At 65.5% G+C, this 19,469-nt stretch carries 15 protein-coding genes; 11 read left to right on the plus strand and 4 right to left on the minus strand.

The features are described 5' to 3' along the window. The first annotated feature begins 31 nt into the window (after nucleotides 1-31). Entirely contained in the window at nucleotides 32-2,431 is a 2,400-nt protein-coding gene (locus tag BcanWU425_RS14110) for a bifunctional diguanylate cyclase/phosphodiesterase (RefSeq protein WP_085348845.1), read from the plus strand. A 2-nt stretch (nucleotides 2,432-2,433) separates the two neighbouring features. Here the strand turns inward: BcanWU425_RS14110 and BcanWU425_RS14115 are convergent, their stop codons facing one another. Then, nucleotides 2,434-2,868 carry a hypothetical protein gene (locus BcanWU425_RS14115; RefSeq protein WP_027566871.1) on the minus strand — a complete coding sequence of 145 codons (435 nt, stop codon included), beginning with the start codon at nucleotides 2,866-2,868 and terminating at the stop codon, nucleotides 2,434-2,436. Nucleotides 2,869-2,947: 79 nt separating this feature from the next. On the opposite strand from BcanWU425_RS14115, the gene BcanWU425_RS14120 reads away from it, so the two are divergent. Both BcanWU425_RS14120 and BcanWU425_RS14125 read left to right on the plus strand, forming a co-directional pair. Continuing rightward, the gene (locus BcanWU425_RS14120) at nucleotides 2,948-3,535 is read left to right on the plus strand and encodes a hypothetical protein (RefSeq protein WP_204511755.1); all 588 of its coding nucleotides are present in this window, start codon (nucleotides 2,948-2,950) and stop codon (nucleotides 3,533-3,535) included. Nucleotides 3,536-3,611: 76 nt separating this feature from the next. After that, the gene (locus tag BcanWU425_RS14125) at nucleotides 3,612-4,211 is read left to right on the plus strand and encodes a YdcF family protein (RefSeq protein ID WP_204511754.1); all 600 of its coding nucleotides are present in this window, start codon (nucleotides 3,612-3,614) and stop codon (nucleotides 4,209-4,211) included. An 18-nt stretch (nucleotides 4,212-4,229) separates the two neighbouring features. Here BcanWU425_RS14125 and BcanWU425_RS14130 read toward each other — a convergent pair whose 3' ends face one another. Next, nucleotides 4,230-5,573 carry an aminotransferase-like domain-containing protein gene (locus tag BcanWU425_RS14130; RefSeq protein WP_085348847.1) on the minus strand — a complete coding sequence of 448 codons (1,344 nt, stop codon included), beginning with the start codon at nucleotides 5,571-5,573 and terminating at the stop codon, nucleotides 4,230-4,232. Nucleotides 5,574-5,757: 184 nt separating this feature from the next. Here BcanWU425_RS14130 and BcanWU425_RS14135 point away from each other — a divergent pair, with 184 nt between their 5' ends. Then, nucleotides 5,758-5,994: a DUF1127 domain-containing protein gene (locus tag BcanWU425_RS14135; protein WP_162496269.1), complete on the plus strand. Its 237-nt coding sequence runs from the start codon at nucleotides 5,758-5,760 to the stop codon at nucleotides 5,992-5,994. Nucleotides 5,995-6,937: 943 nt separating this feature from the next. Here BcanWU425_RS14135 and BcanWU425_RS14140 read toward each other — a convergent pair. Continuing rightward, complete coding sequence (locus BcanWU425_RS14140; RefSeq protein ID WP_007602088.1) at nucleotides 6,938-7,363, minus strand: universal stress protein; 426 nt, start codon at nucleotides 7,361-7,363, stop codon at nucleotides 6,938-6,940. Between the two features lie 70 nt (nucleotides 7,364-7,433). Next, on the minus strand, nucleotides 7,434-7,967 hold the full coding sequence (locus tag BcanWU425_RS14145; RefSeq protein ID WP_204511753.1) for a SixA phosphatase family protein: 534 nt from the start codon (nucleotides 7,965-7,967) through the stop codon (nucleotides 7,434-7,436). A 194-nt stretch (nucleotides 7,968-8,161) separates the two neighbouring features. Between BcanWU425_RS14145 and BcanWU425_RS14150 the strand changes: the two genes are divergently transcribed. The 7 genes from BcanWU425_RS14150 (at nucleotide 8,162) to BcanWU425_RS14180 (ending at nucleotide 19,469) form a co-directional block, all read left to right on the plus strand. Further along, a complete protein-coding gene (locus tag BcanWU425_RS14150) occupies nucleotides 8,162-9,604 on the plus strand; it encodes an NAD(P)/FAD-dependent oxidoreductase (RefSeq protein WP_204511752.1) in 1,443 nt (480 codons plus the stop codon). Nucleotides 9,605-9,689: 85 nt separating this feature from the next. After that, on the plus strand, nucleotides 9,690-10,202 hold the full coding sequence (gene msrB, locus BcanWU425_RS14155; protein ID WP_026233843.1) for a peptide-methionine (R)-S-oxide reductase MsrB: 513 nt from the start codon (nucleotides 9,690-9,692) through the stop codon (nucleotides 10,200-10,202). Between the two features lie 178 nt (nucleotides 10,203-10,380). Further along, nucleotides 10,381-12,633: a flagellar hook-basal body complex protein gene (locus tag BcanWU425_RS14160; protein WP_204511751.1), complete on the plus strand. Its 2,253-nt coding sequence runs from the start codon at nucleotides 10,381-10,383 to the stop codon at nucleotides 12,631-12,633. A 35-nt stretch (nucleotides 12,634-12,668) separates the two neighbouring features. Continuing rightward, entirely contained in the window at nucleotides 12,669-14,552 is a 1,884-nt protein-coding gene (gene flgK / locus BcanWU425_RS14165) for a flagellar hook-associated protein FlgK (RefSeq protein ID WP_085383939.1), read from the plus strand. 21 nt (nucleotides 14,553-14,573) lie between these two features. Further along, on the plus strand, nucleotides 14,574-16,976 hold the full coding sequence (locus BcanWU425_RS14170; RefSeq protein WP_085383938.1) for a flagellar hook associated protein: 2,403 nt from the start codon (nucleotides 14,574-14,576) through the stop codon (nucleotides 16,974-16,976). Nucleotides 16,977-17,047: 71 nt separating this feature from the next. Next, on the plus strand, nucleotides 17,048-17,830 hold the full coding sequence (locus BcanWU425_RS14175; RefSeq protein WP_085348252.1) for a hypothetical protein: 783 nt from the start codon (nucleotides 17,048-17,050) through the stop codon (nucleotides 17,828-17,830). After that, nucleotides 17,820-19,469, plus strand: a complete 1,650-nt coding sequence (locus tag BcanWU425_RS14180) for a hypothetical protein (RefSeq protein ID WP_204511749.1) — start codon at nucleotides 17,820-17,822, stop codon at nucleotides 19,467-19,469. The genes BcanWU425_RS14175 and BcanWU425_RS14180 overlap by 11 nt, the downstream gene beginning before the upstream one ends.

A 19,469-nucleotide genomic window follows, 5' to 3' on the forward strand; every position in this document is an offset into this window, starting at 1 on the left:
CGGTTCAAGTGTGGGTCGATAGGGGCCCGCAATGCATCAAGTTCTCTACTGTCTCACCGAGGAGCACGACTGGCGGCTCGTCGCGCTTGGCGGCGCGGTGTGCCTGCTCGCAAGCGCGGCGGCGATCAGCCTGTTTCACCGGGCGCGCGCGACGCACGGCTCCGGGCGTCTGGTCTGGATCGCCCTGGATGCCGCCGTCAGCGGATGCGGCATCTGGGCGACGCATTTCATTGCGATGCTCGCCTACGGGCCGGGCGGTGCCGGCGCCTACAACATCCCGGTGACGATCCTTTCCCTGATCTTCGCGATCTCCTTAACCTTCGTGGGGTTGAGTCTTGCGGCATCTTCCGTGCGCGCGCCGTGGATCGTGCTCGGCGGCGCCATCGTCGGCGCCGCGGTCGCGACGATGCATTATACCGGAATGGCGGCGCTGGAGATGCCGGCACGGGTCGACTGGATCGGGAGCACGGTTGCCGCCTCGGTACTGTTCGGAATTGTTTTCGCGGCGCTCGCGCTGTTCGTCGCTGCGCGGCGCGACGACCTCTTCCACGCGCTGACCGCAAGCACACTGCTGACGGTCGCCATCGTCGCACATCATTTCACCGCAATGGGCGCTGTCGTTCTGACGCCGGATCCGACGCTCGCGATCAGCGGGTTATCGATCCCGCCGGCCTCGTTGTCCTTTCTTACCGCGGGTGCCGCAGTTGCGATCATCGCGATTGCGCTGGTGGCCGCGCTGCTCGATCGCCGCGCCAAGGGCGAACTGGGCCGCCAGCAGGTCGTGCTGGATACCGCGCTCGAGAACATGTCGCAGGGACTGTGCATGTTCGATGCGGACGGCAAGATCATCCTGTTCAACGAGCGTTATGCTGCGATGCTTGGCCGCACCGACATCCTGCTCACCGGCCGACTGCTGGTCGACGTGCTGCGGGAGGAGCAGGCGAAGGGTCAGTGGCAGGGCGATGCCGGCGAATTCTTCGCGCGCCTCGTCGCCGACGCGCGCGAGAGCCGCACCACGACCGACATCGTGACCAGGTTCGGCCGCTCCATCCGGGTCGTCAACCAGCCGATGCAGGGTGGCGGCTGGGTCGCGACCTTCGAGGATATCACCGAATGGCTGGAGGCCCAGGCCAAGATCTCGCACATGGCCCGCCATGACGCGCTGACCAGTTTGCCGAACCGCGTGCTGTTCCACGAGCAGCTCGTGCAGGGACTGCGCCGGACCGGATCGGGCGACCAGCTCGCCGTGCTTTGTCTCGATCTCGATCACTTCAAGGACATCAACGACTCGCTCGGCCACCCCATCGGCGATGCGCTGCTCAAGGAGGTCGGGCGCAGGCTGAAGGTCACCGTCGGCGAGAGCGACACCGTGGCGCGGCTCGGTGGCGACGAATTCGCCGTGGTCCAGATCGGACGTTCCGAGGAAGCCGCGGCAAGGTCCCTTGCCGGCCGCCTGGTCGAGGTGATCTCGGCGCCTTACGAGATCGACGACCATCAGATCATCATCGGTGTCTCCATCGGCATCTCGCTGTCCCCGCAGGACGGCGACAATCCCGATGAACTGCTGAAGAACGCCGACCTCGCGCTGTACCGCGCCAAGGCGGATGGTCGCGGCACCTATCGCTTCTTCGAGACCGGCATGGATGCGCGCGCACAAGCACGGCGTCTGCTAGAGATGGATATGCGCGCGGCGCTGCAACGTGACGAGTTCCAGCCGTACTACCAGCCGATCCGCGACGTCGCCAGCGGTCGCGTCGTCGCGTTCGAGGCGCTGCTGCGCTGGAATCATCCGCAGCGCGGCCTGATCGCGCCCCTCAGCTTCATTCCATTGGCCGAGGAGACCGGCCTCATCATCCAGCTCGGCGATTTCGTGCTACGCTCCGCCTGCACCGACGCCGCGACCTGGCCTGACGATGTCGACGTCGCGGTCAACCTGTCGCCCGTGCAGTTCAGGAACCCAAATCTGATCGCATCCGTGACCGAGGCGTTGGCGTTGTCGGGCCTCGACGCGCGCCGTCTCGAACTCGAGATCACCGAATCCGTGCTGCTGCAGAACAGTGAGGCGACGCTGACCACCCTGCACGAGCTGCGCGCAATGGGCGTGCGCATCTCGCTCGACGATTTCGGCACCGGCTATTCGTCCCTGAGTTATCTGCGCAGCTTCCCGTTCGACAAGATCAAGATCGACCGCTCCTTCGTGTCGGAACTCGCGACGCGCGAGGATTCCATGGCGATCATCCGTGCCGTGACTGGCCTCGGCCGCAGCCTCGGCATTGTCACCACGGCAGAGGGGGTCGAGAACGACGGGCAACTCGAGCTGCTCCGGCGCGAAGGCTGCACCCAGGCGCAGGGCTATTTGTTCAGCAAGCCGCGGCCGGCTTCCGATGTCGCGATCATGCTGGACCGACCGCCGTTGCGCGCAACCGCCTGAGGTTAGCCGCGGCGCAGTGCGAAATGCGCGCCGCAGAACGCCATCACAGCACCGAGGCCCAGCGCGGCAATTCCGGCCAGCACGCCCGAGACCGTCGGCACCGGGCTCGGCGCCGAGGCCACCTGGCCAGCACCCGCAAGCAGCAGCACGCCGACCGCGATCAGGAATTGTCGCATCCGTTGCGGGATCTGGCCCGAGACGGCGCTCTGCATCAATGTCGCCGTGAAATAGCCGCCGGAGAAGCCGACGGAGGCGATCAGCCACCAGGCGATCGCCGCGCCCGCCGGTATGAACTCGTGCGTGTCCGAGTGCCAGAGGCCGCCGAGGTCGAGCCCGTAGCGCGCGCCCAGCATGTGCACGGCGAGCGCGAGCAGCACGCCGGAGATCACGGCGGCGCCGAGAATCAGGCGGCGCGGAAAAAAAATCGTCTCAGCCATGGCTCGCTTGTAGGATGGGGCAGGGCGCTCACGCAAGCGGATCGCAGAGTGGATCGCCCGGATAGGATCGATTGTGAAGATGCGGGATTCGGGAGCTGAGATGGCTGCGGGTGCGAGCTATGCCTACAAGGCGTCGCTGATCGGCTCGGCGCATCGCTTCGAGCTGACGGAGGAGGGGCTGTCCTGGCACATCGGCAGCCGTTCGGGCCTGTGGCGTTATGGCGAGATCAGTGCAATCCGGCTGTCGTTCCGCCCGGTGTCGATGCAGCAGCACCGCTTTCGCGCCGATGTCAGCCATGCCAGTGGCAGCCGCATCGCGATCCTGTCGACGAGCTGGCAGACCGCGGCCCTGATGGCGCCGCAGGACAATGGCTTTCGCAACTTCATCGTCGCGCTGCACGCGCGCATGGCGCAGGCCGGCAGCCGCGCCGAATTGACCGCGGGCCTTGGCCGCAGGACCTACGCGACAATACTGGCTTTTCTTGCGGTGCTTGCGGTGGCGATGACGGGGCTCCTGGTCCGCGCGCTCGCGATCGGCGAATTCGCCGGCGCGCTGTTCATCATCGGTTTTGCCGCGCTGTTCGCCTGGCAGATCGGCGGTTTCGTCCGGCGTAACCAGCCGCGGAGCTACAGCTTCGATCGCCTGCCGAGAGCGTTGCTGCCCTAAATGCCTTGCCTTTGGTGCAATGGGCCGCAATCAAACGTGACTTCGCGCCGTTGCGGCGGTGTCGCATCGTGCTGCCATGTCAACCCTGGATCGCAGCACGCGGAGGCCTTCGGCGGATGAGATCTCCGAGATCAACCGCGCCCATCTCATCGAGACGCCGCTGCAGCCGGCGGACCTCCTGTTCATGTTCGGCACCCGAGAGGACGTGGCGCTGCGGGCCGATACGGCGGGGCGACTGTGGCGCCACGGCTATTTTCGCTGGTCGATTGTCAGCGGCGGCGTGACGGCGGGCTCGGAGCAATCCGAGTGCACGATCATCAAGGCGGCGATGGTCGCGGCGGGCATTCCGGCCGACCGAATCCTCGAGGAGCATCGTGCCCTAAACACCGGCGAGAACGTGATCCTCTCGCTGCCGATCATCGACGCGGCGCTCGGGCTGCACAATGTCCGCCGCGTGATCTGCCTCGGCAACACCTGGACCGCGCGGCGTTATCCGATGACGCTGCACCGGCACTGGCCGGAGGTCGAGAAAATGCTGCTCACGGTCGACAGCTTTGCGACGTCACGCGCGCTCTGGCACACCGATCCCGAATTTTGCCGCCGCATGCTGCATGAATGGGACAAGATCGAGCCTTACAAGGCGAGGGGCTTCATCGCGGAATGGCCGGCGGCCTGAGCTTGGGGCAAGCGCGCGCTACTCCGTCGAGTCGAAATCCTCTTCCTTGGTGCCGAGCAACGACACGAGCGTGCGCAGGCCGGAATCGAGCTGCTCGAACGAAGGCGGAGCGAGGGCGAGCCGCACTGCGTTCGGTGCGTGGCCATGGGCGATCGCGAAGGTCGAGGACGGTGTCAGCGCGATGCCGCGCCGGGCTGCCGCGGCGACGAAGGTCTGCGAGCGCCAGTGCGCCGGCAGCGTGAGCCAGAGATGATAGGAGCGCGGATCCGCGGCGAGCTGGTAGCCGGCGAGCAGCCTTGCCGCGGTCTGCTGGCGGCGCGCGGCGTCGATGCGTTTCAACCGCGTCAGCTCGGCGACGGTGCCGTCTGCCATCAGTCGCTGTCCGGATGCCAGCGCATGACCGGACGCGATCCAGCCGCCGGTGCGGACCGCGCTCATCACGTTCTCGCGCAATCGCGGCGGCGCGACCAGGATGCCGAGCGCGAGGCCAGGGGCGACCTTCTTGGACAGGCTGTCGATCACGATGCAGCGGTCGGGGCCGAGCGCGGCCAGCGGCGTGTCATCGGCCAGGAAGCCGTAGACGGCGTCCTCGATGATGGTGAGATCGAGCTTCTCGGCGACGCGCATGATGTCGGCGCGCCGCGTCGCGTTCATGGTGACGCCGAGCGGGTTCTGGATGATGGGCTGAAGATACAATGCCGACAGATGCGCCTCGCGATGCGCCTTCTGGATCGCGTCGGGGCGCGCGCCAAATTCGTCGATCGGTATCGGGACCAGCGTCACGCCGAGCCGCGCGGCGATGCTCTTGACGTAAGGATAGGTCAGCGCCTCGACGCCGCAGCGACCGCCGGTGGGAACGAGGGCTGCGAGGGCGGCCGCGAGCGACTGCTTGCCGTTCGCGGTGAAGACGATCTGTTCGGCCTGCGGCGCAAAATCCTTGCGCGCGAGATAGGCGGCGGCCGCATTGCGCGCGCTCTTGGTCCCGGTGCTGGTGGAGACGCGCAATGCGGATTCGAGCGCGTCGACACGCTCGAGGCCCGCAAGGCTTTTGGCGATCATTGCCCATTGCTGCGGCAGCAGCGGGTAATTGACCTCGAAATCGATCCGCGCGTCGCGCGGCTCGCTCAGCGCCTCGACCTCGCGCCTGATGTCGCCGGAGATGAAGGTGCCACGGCCGACTTCGCCGACGACGAGGCCGCGGCGGAGCAACTCCGTATAAACCCGGCTCGCGGTCGAGACCGCGATGCCGCGGTCATAGGCAAAATTGCGCTGCGGCGGCAGCCGGTCGCCGGGCCTTAACGTGCCGTTAGAGATATCCGAGGCAATGGCATCGGCAAGCTTCACGTACTCGAACTTGGACATTATTGCACCGAGAGCAATGTTTCACTTGCTCCGAGTAGTGTACTGGAGCATTTAAGTTCCATCAAGCTTCACGATTGAGCCGAGGAGAGCGAGAGCAATCCGACGGCAAATGAGGTGCATGCGTTCAGGCGCTTGCGCCAACGGCATCCGCTTCGCCGCGTGGACAACAGGCCGGAGAAGGACAATGACCACGATCTCGCAGACCGCCGGGCGGAGTTTACGCTCATCCTCGTCAAACGGATTTTTCCGCAAGCTGGCCAACGGCGCCTATGCGCTGTTCGACAGTCTGGAGCGCCGCTCCGCCGTCAAGACGCTGAACGACCTCGATGACCGCGCCTTGCGCGACATCGGCATCACGCGCAGCCAGATCGAGGACGCGGTCTACGGTCAGGCGAAAGCAGAGCTAACGCGGTATCTGTAGGACGCTTTCGCCCTTGTCCCGGACGCGCAGCAGCGTTCTGAGGCTGCTGCGCTGCGTCCGGGGCACGAGACTGGCGTTTCGGGCACGCCTGCTTCAACATCGTCATTGCGAGCGCAGCGAAGCAATCCAGAAATCCCTCCGCGGAAAGACCCTGGATTGCTTCGCTGCGCTCGCAATGACGGCGTTTGTGGATAGCACTGTCGCTCCTTTAGCTCGCGCTTTCATTGCAGACACACCTTCGCCCTCTCGCGGCTTGTTCGCCCGAGCTTTGCTTGATCGCCTCACCCTCGAATGAAAGAGGGCGCAGGGAAGACCGGGCGCCGGCTGGCACCCGCGGTCCACTGTGCGAAGTTGCAGTAAAAAATCTGCACAGCGGCATACAGGTGAAGCCAAAACGTCCGGCCTTCCCTGCGCAGCGGTTTTACGGCTTATGCCGTGCTCTCCCCGGGGAGCGATGCACTATTGCCCCCGTCGCCTCATGGATGGCTGATGCGCGAACCCGGTCGGGCCGCCACATCACCACAAGACTTGACGCACAGACCCCGGGCGTCAGGACGACACGGTTTTGCCGTACGCTGTCAGCACCGGTCGTGTGCGCGACGCCTTCGCTCACGGTTGCCCGCCCTGCGAAACCATTCGCGCCGGTGTGGCCCAGCGTCCGCCGCTGTCCGGCCCGCGTTCGTGACGATCGCGATACGCCCCTCTTTCTTGGGCCGGGTTGCGGCGACACATACGTGATTTCCGAATTTCGGCAAAGTAGAATATTTTTGCGCGAGCGGATTGACCTGTCGTTTAGGTGTTTTGCCCGTCGCTCAACGCAAGGGCTTGTAGCCCGGATGAGCGAAGCGACATCCGGGATTCCCACCACGAGCTGCCCCGGGTATCGCTTCGCTCACCCGGGCTACGAGCTGGCAGCTCGCAATTGCGAGTTTCGCCGCAACGCTCAGTGCCTCACCACCAGCACCGAGCACTTTGCGTAGCGCACGACATGCCCGGCATTGGAGCCCAGGAAATAGGTGCGCATCGCCGGCCGGTGCGAGGTCATCACGATCAGCTCGGCCTTCATGTGAACGGCTTCCTCCAGGATCTCGTGATAGATGCCGCCCTGGCGCACCACGCTGGAGATGCGGGAAGGCTCGATGCCGGACTCGCGTGCGACGATGGCGAGGGCTTCTTCCGAGGTCTGGCGCTGCTGCTCGTCGAAATCGGCCGGCACGTATTCGGCCAGCATCACCGGCGTCATCGGCAGCACGTTGAGCAAGCGCACCACGCCGCTCCAGGTCTGCGACAGCGTTGCCGCGGTCGCGATCGCCGGCTTGGCGAGGTCTGTGTCGGCGAGGTCGATGGGCACGAGGATGGACTTGAACATCTGCGCCTCCGAATCTTCCAGTCAGGACGTTTTGCCGGCACGTCGCGCGATCAACCCGATCGAAGCAGCCTTAGCTTCGAAGCAGCCTTGGACTGACGAACAGCACCAGCCTGCCGCGGCGGTAAGCCACGTCACCCCAATCCTTGACGTCAAAATCGAAGATCGCAAGCCCCGACGTGGGCAGGTTGTCAGCGAGCTCCTTGGCGGCGGCCGGATCACCGCCGCCCGTCAGCATCAGGGCGATCTCGTGCATGCCGGGATTGTGGCCGACCAGCAGCAATTGCCTCGGATCAGCCGGAATGGTTGCAGTGCGAATGGATTCCAGGATCTGGGCGGGATCGGCGGCGTAGAGTTCCGGCAGGACCTCGACCTGCGGCGCGGCGACGCGGTCCTTCATGGTCTCCCAGGCAATGTCCCAGGTCTGCCGCGCCCGGACGGCATGCGATACCAGTACGGCCTCGGGAAAGGGGGGATGGGCGGCCATCCAGTCGCCGATCTCGGCGGCATCCCTGTGGCCGCGGTCGTCGAGCCGGCGGTCCTGGTCACGGCCGCTCGGCGCGTCAGTCTCGGTCTTGGCGTGACGCAGCAGCATCAAACGGCGCATGGCACTCTCGAATCGTTACGCGTTCCAGAATAATCTACAGGTGCCGGTTGAGGGCAAGGTGACAAGGGCCTGCACAGTCCTCTAAAGCGCGATGAGATTAGGACAATCCCCATCGCGCTTTAAATTTTTGTTTTGAGCATGATCTTTTCCGAAAACCGCTGCACACTTTTCCGGATCATGCTCTAAGAAACGGCATGAGCGAGACTTTCACAAGCGTGTCCCAGGAAGAAGCCGGCTTTCGTGAACGCGCGCGACTGTCGTTTGATCTCGACGCCGACATCTGCGTGATCGGGGCGGGGCTTGCAGGGCTCTCCATTGCGCTCGAGGCGGCCCGGCTGGGGGCCAGCGTCGCGGTGCTCGAGGGCCGCCACATCGGCTGGAACGCTTCCGGCAATCAACTCGGCACCGTGATGCCGGGCTTCGCGCTGCCGCTCGCCGAGCTGATCGAGCGCATCGGCTTCGAGGATGCGCGGGAATTGTGGACACTGTCGAAAGAGGGCGCCGAGTTCGTCCGGGCCAACGCCACCGAAGAGAACATGCCCGGGATCGGCCCGACCGACGGCGTGCTCGAGGTCTCCAACGTCGATGCCGGCGACCGGCTGATCAGCCGGTTGCAGATGCTGAACGAGGATTTCGACACCGAGGCCGAGGGCTGGCAGGTCGATCGCGTCCGCGCCGCACTCAAGACCGATCGCTACTTCCACGGCGTGCATTATCCGAAGGCGTTCCAGGTCGACGGGCGCAAATATGTGCACGGCCTCGCGGCGCTGGCGCGGCGCGCAGGCGCCCGCATCTTCGAGGACACGCCGGTCGTCAGCATCGATCATTCCGGCATCCGCAAGCGCATCGTCACGCCCTCGGCGCGGCTGCGCGCCACCCATATCGTGCTCGCCGGCAACATCCATCTCGGCGCGCCGTTGCGGCGCCTGTCGGAGACGCTGCTGCCGGTCTGGCGCTATGCCGGCATCACCGCGCCGCTCGGCGAGCGCGTGCACGAGATCATCGCCTTCAAGGGATCGGTGATGGATTCCGACGGCGTCGATCATTTCCGGATCGTCGATGGCGACCGGCTGATGTGGGAAAGTCCGGAGACCACCTGGGCCGCACGGCCGCAGCGCTTTGCAGGCAGCGTCAGGCGGCGGATCCGGTCGATCTTTCCCCAGCTCGGCAATGTCGAGATCACCGACATGTTCGGCGGCGCCACCGGCCAGACCGTGCATGGCATGCCGCAGATCGGCCAGTTGCGCAAAGGCCTCTGGGTCGCAAGCGGCTTCGGCCGCCAAGGCATGAACACCTCGGCCATGGCCGGGCAGATGATCGCCCGCAGCATCCTGTGGGGCGACGAGCGCTGGAAGCTGTTCTCGCCGTTCGAGCTGGTCTGGGCGGGGGGAACGACCGGGCGGGTTGCCGGGCAACTGGTCGGAATCTGGGGCAGGGCGAGTTCCGCCGCCGCAGGCTCGCTTGCCCGCTATCGCGAGCGTGCCAGGGTCAAGGACCGGGAACGCGAGGCGCGGCTGGCCGAAGCCAACCGGGCCGCCGGGACCGGTCCGCGCCGTCCGCCGCCCGGGGTTCGGCCGCCGAAGCCTGTGGCGGAGGCCGTGGAACCAGTCCCGCAGGACGACAGCGCCTCGCGATAAGGTGAGAAAAACTCCGCCCGGAAGTGTAACGTCGACGGTTAGAGCCCGTATCTCAGGGCGTAGACGCTCCCGCATGGAGAATGAGATGTTTGACCGCCGCATCCTGTTGACGACCGTCGCCGGCCTGTTCGGCCTTGCGGCCTTTCGCTGGCTCAGAGCATCGCCGGCTGAGGCTGGAGAGAAAGCCGCGCAAAAATTCGAGATCGAGAAGACCGACGCCGAATGGCGTGCCCAGCTCACGCCGCAGCAATATGAGATCCTTCGCAAGGAGGGTACCGAGCGGCCGGGCTCCAGCCCGCTGCTCAAGGAGCACCGCAAGGGCGTCTTCGCCTGCGCCGGCTGCGACCTGCCGCTGTTCGCCTCCGACACCAAATTCGAGAGCGGCACGGGCTGGCCGAGCTTCTACCAGCCGATCGAGGGCAATGTCGGCAAGACCGAGGACCGCACCTACGGCATGCTCCGCACCGAGGTGCATTGCCGGCGCTGCGGCGGCCATCTCGGCCACGTCTTCGACGACGGTCCGAAGCCGACCGGATTGCGCTACTGCATCGACGGTTTCGGGCTGGTCTTCCATCCCGCGGCGGCGTCCGCAACCTAGCTTTCGTCCCGGCAATTGTTGCCGGTCCCGGCAATTGTGCCCCGGTCATCAGGCCGGGGCTTTTTCGTTAAGTCATTGATTTTATGATAAAACCCGCATTGGCATAGCCCTTGCGACAGTCTCCTCCGACTGCGGCCATGGTCGACCGGCCGCCGAGATCGGATCTGGAGACAAAGTTATGGGTATCTTCGATGCAATGAACACCTCGGTGGGTGGCCTGCAGGCGCAGTCCTACGCGCTGCAGAACATTTCCGGCAACATCGCGAACTCATCCACCACCGCTTACAAGGGCATCGGCACCAGCTTCGTCGATCTCATTCCCGACTCCTCGGTCCCGAGCAAGCAGGTCGCGGGCGGCGTGACCGCCAACGCCAAGGCCACCATCACCACGCAGGGCACAATCTCGGGCTCCAGCGTCGCCACCAACATGGCGATCACCGGTGACGGCTTCTTCTCGATCCAGAAGGCGACGGGCGTCGTCGACAATGCGCCGGTGTTCAGCGGCGTCACCTATTACACGCGGCGCGGCGACTTCCAGCTCAATGCCAACGGCAATCTGGTCAACGGCGCCGGCTACTATTTGATGGGTGTCACAGTCGACCCGAAGACCGGCAACCCGCAAGGCAACGTTGCGACGGTCCTGAAATTCCAAAACAACTTTATCCCGGCGCAGGCGACGACCTCGATCCAATACGCGGCGAACTTGCCGACCCAGCCGAACACCGTGGCGAGCACGACCGCGGCAACCAAGACGCTGCTGGCCGCCGGCGGACTGAACCCGTCGGACTTCGCCGCCAACCCGCTGCCGGTCGGCACGCCGCCTCCGCCCTATGCAAACGCCACGACGTCCGGCGCTGCCGCGACCGGCAATGTCCGCTCGCCGTACTCGTCGACCACGGCGACCGGCACAACGGCGCTCCAGAACAACTCTGCGGCGGTCGCATCGACCACCACTTCGCTCGACAACGCCCTGGGTACGCATCTCGCCTCCACCACCCTCACCGCGCTGAGCGGCCAGGTGCTCAACATCAACGGCAACACGGTCACGTTCAACGGCGGCACCACCGTCACGACGGTCGGCAGCAACACCACGATCGGTCTCGGCGCGGGCACGACGGCCACCGTGGCCAGCATCCTGAGCGCGATCCAGACCGCCGGCGGCGCCGGCGTTACCGCATCGCTCAGCGCCAGCGGCAACATCGTGATCTCCAGCGGCACGAGCACCGACGTACCGGTTGGTAGCGGCCAGGCGGCCACGGCGCTCGGCATCAGCAGCGTGACGCGCGGCGGCAACGTGCTGTCCTCGCCCGCGATCTCGGGCGCCACGGTGCTGAGCGGCGCAGCAGCGGCCGGCGGGGCCGAGGTGATCACATCGGGCTTCTCCGCCGGCGACGTCATCACGGTCAATGGTCAGCCGCTGACCTTCGTGGCCGCCGGCGCGTCAGGCCCGAACCAAATCAACGTCACCGACAACATCACGATGCTGCTCGGCAAGATCGACGCTCTCTCCGGTGCAACGGGGTCGTCGGTCAGCAGTGGCGGCGTGATCACGCTGAACACCGGCACAGCTTCCAACCTTTCGGTGGCGAGCTCCAACAGCGCCGCCTTCGCCGCGCTTGGGTTCACCTCGACCATCACCAAGAATCGTGACGGCGGTGGCGTTGCCGGCACCGGCGGCGTGATCGGCAATGACATCGCGACCTTCACCAAGGAATCGATCAGCGGTGGCGCGGTGACCGCCTACAACGCGGCCGGCACGCCGGTGAACCTGCAATTGCGCTGGGCCAAGACCGACAGTGCCTCGCTCGGCGCCGGCCATGCCGATACCTGGAACATGTTCTACCAGACCGATCCGAATGCGACCGGCACGACGGTGGGCTGGGTCAATACCGGCCAGGCATTCACCTTTGCCGCCGACGGCTCGCTGACCTCGCCGAGCGGTTCGGGTATCACCATCAACAATGTCAGCGTCAGCGGCCAGTCGCTGGGCTCGGTCTCCTTCAACATCTCCTCGGGCGGACTGACCCAATATGCCAGCACCAGCGGCGCGGTCACCATCAACACCATCACCCAGAACGGCTACGCCGCCGGTCAGCTTCGATCGGTCGCCGTCAACAACAACGGCCTCGTGGTCGGAACCTTCTCCAACGGTCAGAACCTCGACCTCGCACAGGTCTCGTTGTCGCACTTCAACGGCACCAACTACCTGAAGGCGCAGGACGGCGGCGCCTACGCCGCGACTGAACAGTCGGGCCCTGCCATCGACGGTGCTTCCGGTTCGATCAGCGGCTCGTCGCTGGAAGGCTCGAACACCGACATCGCCGACGAATTCACCAAACTGATCGTGACCCAACAGGCCTATTCGGCCAACACCAAGGTGATCACGACGGCGAATACGATGGTTCAGGATCTTTTGAACGTGTTGCGCTGATTGGGGCGTGACGTAACCAAAGGCGGCAAGTCAACATGGGTTTGAGTTCAGCCCTGGCCAGTGCGATGAGCGGTCTGCGTGCCAATCAGGCTGCGCTCTCGATCGTTTCGTCGAACGTCGCCAACTCGCAGACGCCGGGTTACGTCGTCCAGACGCCGAACCAGATCGAGGTCACCACCGGCGACTTCGGCTCGACGGTGACGACGACCGGCGTCAGCCGCGAGCTCGACACCTATGTGCAGAAACAGCTGCGCACCGAGACCGGCGGCAGCGGCTACGCCGACCAGATGGCCAACATCCTGAAGCAGCTTCAGAATGTCTATGGCACGCCCGGCAACAGCGGTACGCTCGAAACCGCGCTGAACAGTTTCACCACGGCGCTGCAGGCGCTGTCGACCAACGCGGGCTCGTCGTCGGCGCAAACGGTTGCGCTCGGCGCCGCGCAGACGCTGGCGCAGCAGCTCAACCTCACCACCAAGGGCATCCAGTCGCTGCGCTCCAACGTCGAGCAGGATCTCAGCACCTCGGCGCTAGCTGCCAACGCGGCGATGCAGCAGGTCGCCGACATCAACTCCCGGCTCCAGGGCCTGTCGGAACACGACCCCTCTGCTGCGACACTGATGGACCAGCGCGACCAGGCCATCAACACGCTGTCGAAATATGTCGACGTCCACGTCACCACCGACGGGTCCAATCAGGCCAACATCTACACGACCACCGGCATCCAGCTGGTCGGCGCCGGGCTGGCGTCGCAATTCACCTTTGCGTCCGCCGGCGCGCTGTCGGCGACTTCGCTCTACAACATCGATCCGGCCAAATCCGGCGTCGGCGCGTTCAACATCAAGCTCCCGAACGGATCCTCGGTCGACGTCATCGCCAACAACGTGGTGTCTTCGGGCCAGATCGCGGCCGATCTGAAGCTGCGCGACCAGACGCTGGTGCAGGCGCAGAACCAGATCGACCAGTTCGCCGCGACGATGTCGAGCGCGTTGTCGGACAAGACCACGGCCGGCAGCACGGTCACCGGCCCGCCGGCCGGCTTCGATCTCGACCTTGCCGGGGCGGCGCCGGGCAACAGCGTCAACTTCACCTACACCGACACGACCACCAATACCAAGCGGCAGGTCACGCTGGTCAACGTGACCGATCCGGCGGCGCTGCCGCTCCAGAACCCCACCAACGCCAATCCGATGCAGATCGGGGTGAACTTCTCCGGCGGCATGGGCGCGATCGCCTCGGCGCTCAACACCGCGCTTAACGGCTCGCATCTGTCGTTCGCCGCCGCCCCGTCGCCGGCAACGGCGACCACATTGCGGGTTACCGACGACAACAGCGGCCTCGCCAAGGTCAATTCGGCCTCGATCACCAAGACGATCTCGTCGCTGACCTCGGGCAATCCGCAACTGCCGCTGTTCACCGATGGCGGGCAGGCGCTCTACACCGGTGCGATCACGGCATCGGGCTCGCAGATGACCGGCCTTGCCGGACGCATCGCCGTGAACACGCAGCTCACCACCGACCCGACCAGGCTGTCGGTCTACAACACCTCGCCGGTGACGCCCACCGGCGACACCACGCGCTCGGACTATCTCTATTCGCAGCTCACCTCGGCGGTGTTCTCCTATTCGCCGCAATCCGGTCTGGGCTCGGCGAGCCAGCCCTTCACCGGCAGCGTCTCGAACTACCTCCAGCAGTTCCTGAGCGTTCAGGGCAATGCCGCGACCCAGGCGACCCAGCTCCAGCAGGGCCAGAGCGTCGTGGTCTCGACTCTGCAGGCCAAGTTCAACTCGACCGCCAGCGTCAACCTGGACTCGGAGATGTCGAACCTGATCCAGCTCCAGAATGCCTATGCCGCCAACGCCCATGTCATGTCGGTGGTGCAGAGCATGATGAATACGTTGCTCCAGGCTCAAGTGTAACAAGTAACAGGGCTCTGAAACATGTCGATCAGCAGCATCAACTACTCCTCGTCGGTTCTCGGCTCCCAGATCCGCAACATCAACCAGCAGCTCACCGACCTGTCGACGCAGCTCTCGACCGGCAAGCTGTCGCAGAACTATTCCGGGATGGGCACCAACGAGGGCTTTGCGATCGCCGGGCGCGCGCAGCTCTCCAACATTGCCGCCTATACCGACACGATGACCAACGTCAACGTCAGCATCAACCTCGCCAATACCGCGTTGCAGTCGCTGACCACGATCCGCAACACGGTGCAGACGGGCTCGGCCAACACCGCGCAGGATCTCAACGTCAACGGCCAGACGGTTGCGCAGAACACTGCGGCTGCGCAATTCGGCTCGATGGTCGGCGTTCTCAACACGCAGTCTGGCAACCGCTATCTGTTCTCTGGAACCGCCTTCAACACGCCGTCGGTCGCGAATGCCGGCGACATCATCAACGGCACCACGACGCAGGCGGGCTTCAAGACCGTCATGGCGGAGCGTCAGGCCGCCGACCTCGGCGCCAACGGCATGGGCCGGCTGGTGCTGACGACGCCACAGCCGACGCCGAGCTCGGTGAAGGTGTCCGAGGACTTCGCGGCATCGCCATTCGGCCTGAAGATCGCCGCGGTCTCCTCGACGCTGACCGGCGCGACGGTCACCGGCCCGAGCGGCTCGCCGGTGTCGTTCTCGGTCGACCTCAACGGCGTCAATCCGAAAAATGGCGACAAGCTCAGCGTGCAGTTCACGCTGCCCGATGGCTCGACCGAGCAGATCGACCTGACGGCGTCCACCGCGACGCCGACACCTGTCGGCAGCTTTGCGATCGACCCCGGTAATCCCAATGTCGTTCCGGTCGTTCCTCCGGACCCGAACATCACGGCGACGAACCTCAACACTGCGCTGAATACCGCGATCAAGAAGCTCGCCGGCACCTCGCTGGTGGCGGCGTCCGCTATCACGGCCGGTGACAATTTCTTCAATACGGCGGGATCCGCCACCGCGAATGTGGCGGCCACCGGCAATCTGCGCTCCTTTACCTCCACGACCGGGACGGGCTCGGTCGCGTTGCAGGACAGCGCATTGGCGATTGCGTCTACGACCACGTCGCTCGATTCGTCGGCGACACCCCATCTCAACGGGACCATTCTCAACGCGCTCGCCAACGCTCCGACCGGTACCACCCTGACCATCACCGGCGCGAGCGGCGCCCACACGATCACCTTCGACCCTACCGTCACTACCGTCACCACGACGGCCAGCGGCAATACCACTATCGGATTGGCTTCGGGCAGCGCCGCGAAGGTGTCTGATATCTTGAATGCGATCGCGACGGCGGCCGGCATCCCCGCCGCCAACGTAACTCTGAGCGCCGGCGGCAATATCCAGATCGCGACCGGCACCGGCACGGACGTGGCGGTCACCGGCGGCGCGGCGGCCACGGCGCTCGGTCTCAGCAGCGTGACGCGCGGCAGCGTGGCGTCGACGCCTCAGATCACCGGTTCAACTGTGCTGAGCGGCATTGCGACTACGGGCGGCCCGGAAGTCCTCTCAGCGGCGTTCCAGGCGGGGTCGGCGGGTCCGCCTGCCGTTAATCCCGATACGATCACGGTGAACGGTCAGACGCTGACTTTTGTCGCGTCGGGCGCCAGCGGCCCAAACCAGATCAACATCACCGACAACATCACAACTCTGCTTGGCAAAATCGATCAGATCACCGGCACCACGAAGCCGTCGACGATCCATGGCGGCGTGATCACGATCAACACGGACGATCCCGGGAGCCTCAATATCACGAGCTCGAACAGCACGGCGTTCGCGGCGCTCGGCTTCACGACCTCCCCGGTCACGGCGGCAAAGGCTCCGCTGCGCGTCGGCTCGTCGCCCCTCGGCTCGGCGACGACGCTGGTGAACGGCTCGGCCACCACCGTGCAATGGTACCTGGGCAATGACGGCCCCGGCTCGCCGCGCTCCACCGCGATGGCCCGGGTCGACGATTCCGTCACGGTGCAGTATGGCGCGCAGGCGAACGAGGACGCGATCCGCAAGGAGCTGCAGGCGGTCGCCGTGTTCGGGACGTTCTCGACCTCACCGACCGGGCAGTATTCGGGCGGGCAGGTCGCCGCGCTGAGTCTGCGGGTGACACAGGCCCTGACGAAGCAGCCAGGCGAGCAGCGCATCGAGGACATCCAGACCGACATCGCGATGGCCCAGAACACCATGAAGGACGCAGGCACGCGCCAGACCCAGGCCAAGGCGCAGCTCCAGACCATCATCGACCAGGCGGAATCAGCCTCGCCGGACCAGGTCGCGAGCGAGATCCTGTCGCTCCAGAATGCGCTCCAGGCGTCCTACCAGGTGACCTCGAACCTCGCGCAGCTCTCGCTCGTCAAGTTCCTGTAAGCGGGCGTTAAGGCGCCGTTAACCATGCCTCTTTACCTCTTGGTGAGGATTGCAGCGGGGCGGAGCTGACGATGTCGGAGAAGATGAAACTGGTGGTGGCCACGCCATGTTTCGGCGGGCAGGTGACGAGCATCTATGCGAGCTCGATCTTCGCGCTCCAGCGCGCCGTGCACGGCATGGCCAATCTCGAGCTCAAGGTGCTGCTGCGCGACGGCGATGCGCTGATCACCCGCGCGCGGGCCAATCTGGCCGCGATGTTCCTGGACGATCCCGAAGCGACGCACTTCCTCTTCATCGATGCCGACATCGGATTCAAGCCGGAGCAGGTGTTCCGGCTGATCGAGTGCGGCGCGGACGTCGTCGCCGGCTGTTATCCAATCAAGCGGATCAACTGGGACAAGGCCGCGCGGGCGATCCAGTCCGGCCGCGCCGACGTGCCGGCCGCATCGCTCGACTACGTGCTCGAGATCGAGGACCCCGACCGCATCGTGGTAGTGAACGGCTTCACCCGCGTGCGCTACGCCGGCACCGGCTTCCTGATGATCCGGCGCTCCGTGCTGGAGGCGATGTGCCGCCATCCGGACTACGCGGCCCTGCAATTCTTCCACGAGCATTCGCACGATACGCTGGCGGCGAGCCACAACCGGTTTGCCTTGTTCGAATGCATGATCGATGCGGCGACCGGCACCTATCTGTCCGAGGACTTCGCCTTCTGCAAGCGCTGGACTGACATCGGCGGCGAGATATGGGCCGACATCGAGAGCTCGCTCGATCACGTCGGGCCGTCGGTTTTCCACGGCGACATCACCTCGCAATTCGCACCGGCGCCCGCGGCGGCGGCCGATGCGGCGTGAGCCTTTCGGGATGAGCGCCGGCGCATCCCGTCTGTCAGCCAGCGAGCGCTCGTCCGACGGCGGCTCGCGCTATCGCCTGCGCGATCTGTTCACACCATTGGATACGCTGCTTGCCTCCGGCGGAGATCCGCGGCTGGCGCTCGATCCGAACGACCGTGTCAACGCCTACGGCTGCGCGGCTTCGCCGGAGCCGGAGCTCTGGAATTTCGCCTCCGCGACCGCATCGACGATCTCGCAGATGGCCTACGACCGCGCCGCGCTGGCGCGCGAAGAGCTGATGCACAAGTGCCTGTTGGACGAGGTCGAAATCGCCTTCGACGCCCGCTGCGAGGACATGCGCGAGGAGCTGCGCGGCCACCTTGCGCTCTCGTCGCGGATCGACGTCGTGTTCTCGCCGTCCGGCACGGACTCCCAGCTTCACGCCCTGTTCGTAGCGCGCGCGGTGCTCGGCGCGGCGCCGGTGACGATCGTGGTCGGCGCCGACCAGACCGGAAGCGGGACGCCGCATACTGCACGCGGCCACCATTTCAGCACGATGACGGCAGGCGGCATGGCCGTGCGCAAGGACGGCGCGGTGACGGGGCTGGCCGGCGACAGCATCGCGGTGCCGCTGATCGACATGACGGCCGGCATTGCGATGCGCACCGATGCCGATGCCGCGGTGCTGCATGCGGTCGAGACCAGCCTCGCGCAAGGCCGGCGCGTTTTGTTGCAGATCATGGATTCGTCAAAACTCGGTTGGCGTGCCCCAAGCGAGGCGTGTCTCGACGAGATCGCGCGGCGCTGGCCGCGCAAGGTTCAAATTGTCGTCGATGCCTGTCAGGCGCGGCTCGGTCGCCGGCGGCTGCGCGCCTATCTCGACCGTGGTTACATGGTGCTGATCACCGGCTCGAAATTTTTCGGCGGACCGGCCTTCAGCGGTGCGCTGCTGCTGCCGAAAGGCCTGTCGCGGTCGATCGACCGGATGGGCGGGATCGCGCCTGGCATCTTCGATTATGCCGGCCGCTGCGACTGGCCGGTGGCGTGGACGATGCTGCGCTCGCGGTTCGAGCGCCGGCCGAATTTCGGTCAATGGCTGCGCTGGGAGGCCGCGCTGGCCGAGATCGGCAGCTACTACGCCGTGCCCGGGGCTTTCCGCGCCAGGATGCTGGCCGAGCTTGCAGCCGGCATCGACAGCATGATCGCGTTGTCGCCGTCGCTTCGTGCCGTTCCCACCGCGATCGAGAAGTCCGGCGCGGACGACGAGGAGTTCGCGCAAACCACGATCTTTCCGTTCACGCTGCTGCGCGGCGGCAAGCCGGTCTCGCTCGCCGAGACCAGCGCCGTGCATCGGGCGCTGGCGTGCGACATGGCCGAGGAGATCAGCGGCAGCGTGGCAGACCGGCAAGTGGCCGCCCAGCGCTGTCTCATCGGCCAGCCGGTCCGACTGGAGCGGCAGGACGGTGCGCCGCAGGCCGTGTTGCGCCTCTGCGTCGGCGCACGATTGGTGACCGAGGCATGGTCGCCGGATACAATGCAGGCGCAACGCAATGTGCAGCACGTTCTTGATCGCATCGCCCATGTGCTGGTGAAGATCGAGCTGCTGCTTGACCGTGGCGCGGTTGCGGCCGTGCCGGCAAAGTCCGCGTTCGAGGTGTGA

The sequence above is a fragment of the Bradyrhizobium sp. WU425 genome, assembly GCF_021052305.1.
Taxonomy (GTDB): domain Bacteria; phylum Pseudomonadota; class Alphaproteobacteria; order Rhizobiales; family Xanthobacteraceae; genus Bradyrhizobium; species Bradyrhizobium canariense_D.

Bases quoted from the DNA above. Each gene is read 5' to 3' on its own strand.
- BcanWU425_RS14110 (WP_085348845.1), top strand. From the start codon at position 32: ATGCATCAAGTTCTCTACTGTCTCACCGAGGAGCACGACTGGCGGCTC.
- BcanWU425_RS14115 (WP_027566871.1), bottom strand. From the start codon at position 2,868: ATGGCTGAGACGATTTTTTTTCCGCGCCGCCTGATTCTCGGCGCCGCC.
- BcanWU425_RS14120 (WP_204511755.1), top strand. From the start codon at position 2,948: ATGCGGGATTCGGGAGCTGAGATGGCTGCGGGTGCGAGCTATGCCTAC.
- BcanWU425_RS14125 (WP_204511754.1), top strand. From the start codon at position 3,612: ATGTCAACCCTGGATCGCAGCACGCGGAGGCCTTCGGCGGATGAGATC.
- BcanWU425_RS14130 (WP_085348847.1), bottom strand. From the start codon at position 5,573: ATGTCCAAGTTCGAGTACGTGAAGCTTGCCGATGCCATTGCCTCGGAT.
- BcanWU425_RS14135 (WP_162496269.1), top strand. From the start codon at position 5,758: ATGACCACGATCTCGCAGACCGCCGGGCGGAGTTTACGCTCATCCTCG.
- BcanWU425_RS14140 (WP_007602088.1), bottom strand. From the start codon at position 7,363: ATGTTCAAGTCCATCCTCGTGCCCATCGACCTCGCCGACACAGACCTC.
- BcanWU425_RS14145 (WP_204511753.1), bottom strand. From the start codon at position 7,967: ATGCGCCGTTTGATGCTGCTGCGTCACGCCAAGACCGAGACTGACGCG.
- BcanWU425_RS14150 (WP_204511752.1), top strand. From the start codon at position 8,162: ATGAGCGAGACTTTCACAAGCGTGTCCCAGGAAGAAGCCGGCTTTCGT.
- msrB (WP_026233843.1), top strand. From the start codon at position 9,690: ATGTTTGACCGCCGCATCCTGTTGACGACCGTCGCCGGCCTGTTCGGC.
- BcanWU425_RS14160 (WP_204511751.1), top strand. From the start codon at position 10,381: ATGGGTATCTTCGATGCAATGAACACCTCGGTGGGTGGCCTGCAGGCG.
- flgK (WP_085383939.1), top strand. From the start codon at position 12,669: ATGGGTTTGAGTTCAGCCCTGGCCAGTGCGATGAGCGGTCTGCGTGCC.
- BcanWU425_RS14170 (WP_085383938.1), top strand. From the start codon at position 14,574: ATGTCGATCAGCAGCATCAACTACTCCTCGTCGGTTCTCGGCTCCCAG.
- BcanWU425_RS14175 (WP_085348252.1), top strand. From the start codon at position 17,048: ATGTCGGAGAAGATGAAACTGGTGGTGGCCACGCCATGTTTCGGCGGG.
- BcanWU425_RS14180 (WP_204511749.1), top strand. From the start codon at position 17,820: ATGCGGCGTGAGCCTTTCGGGATGAGCGCCGGCGCATCCCGTCTGTCA.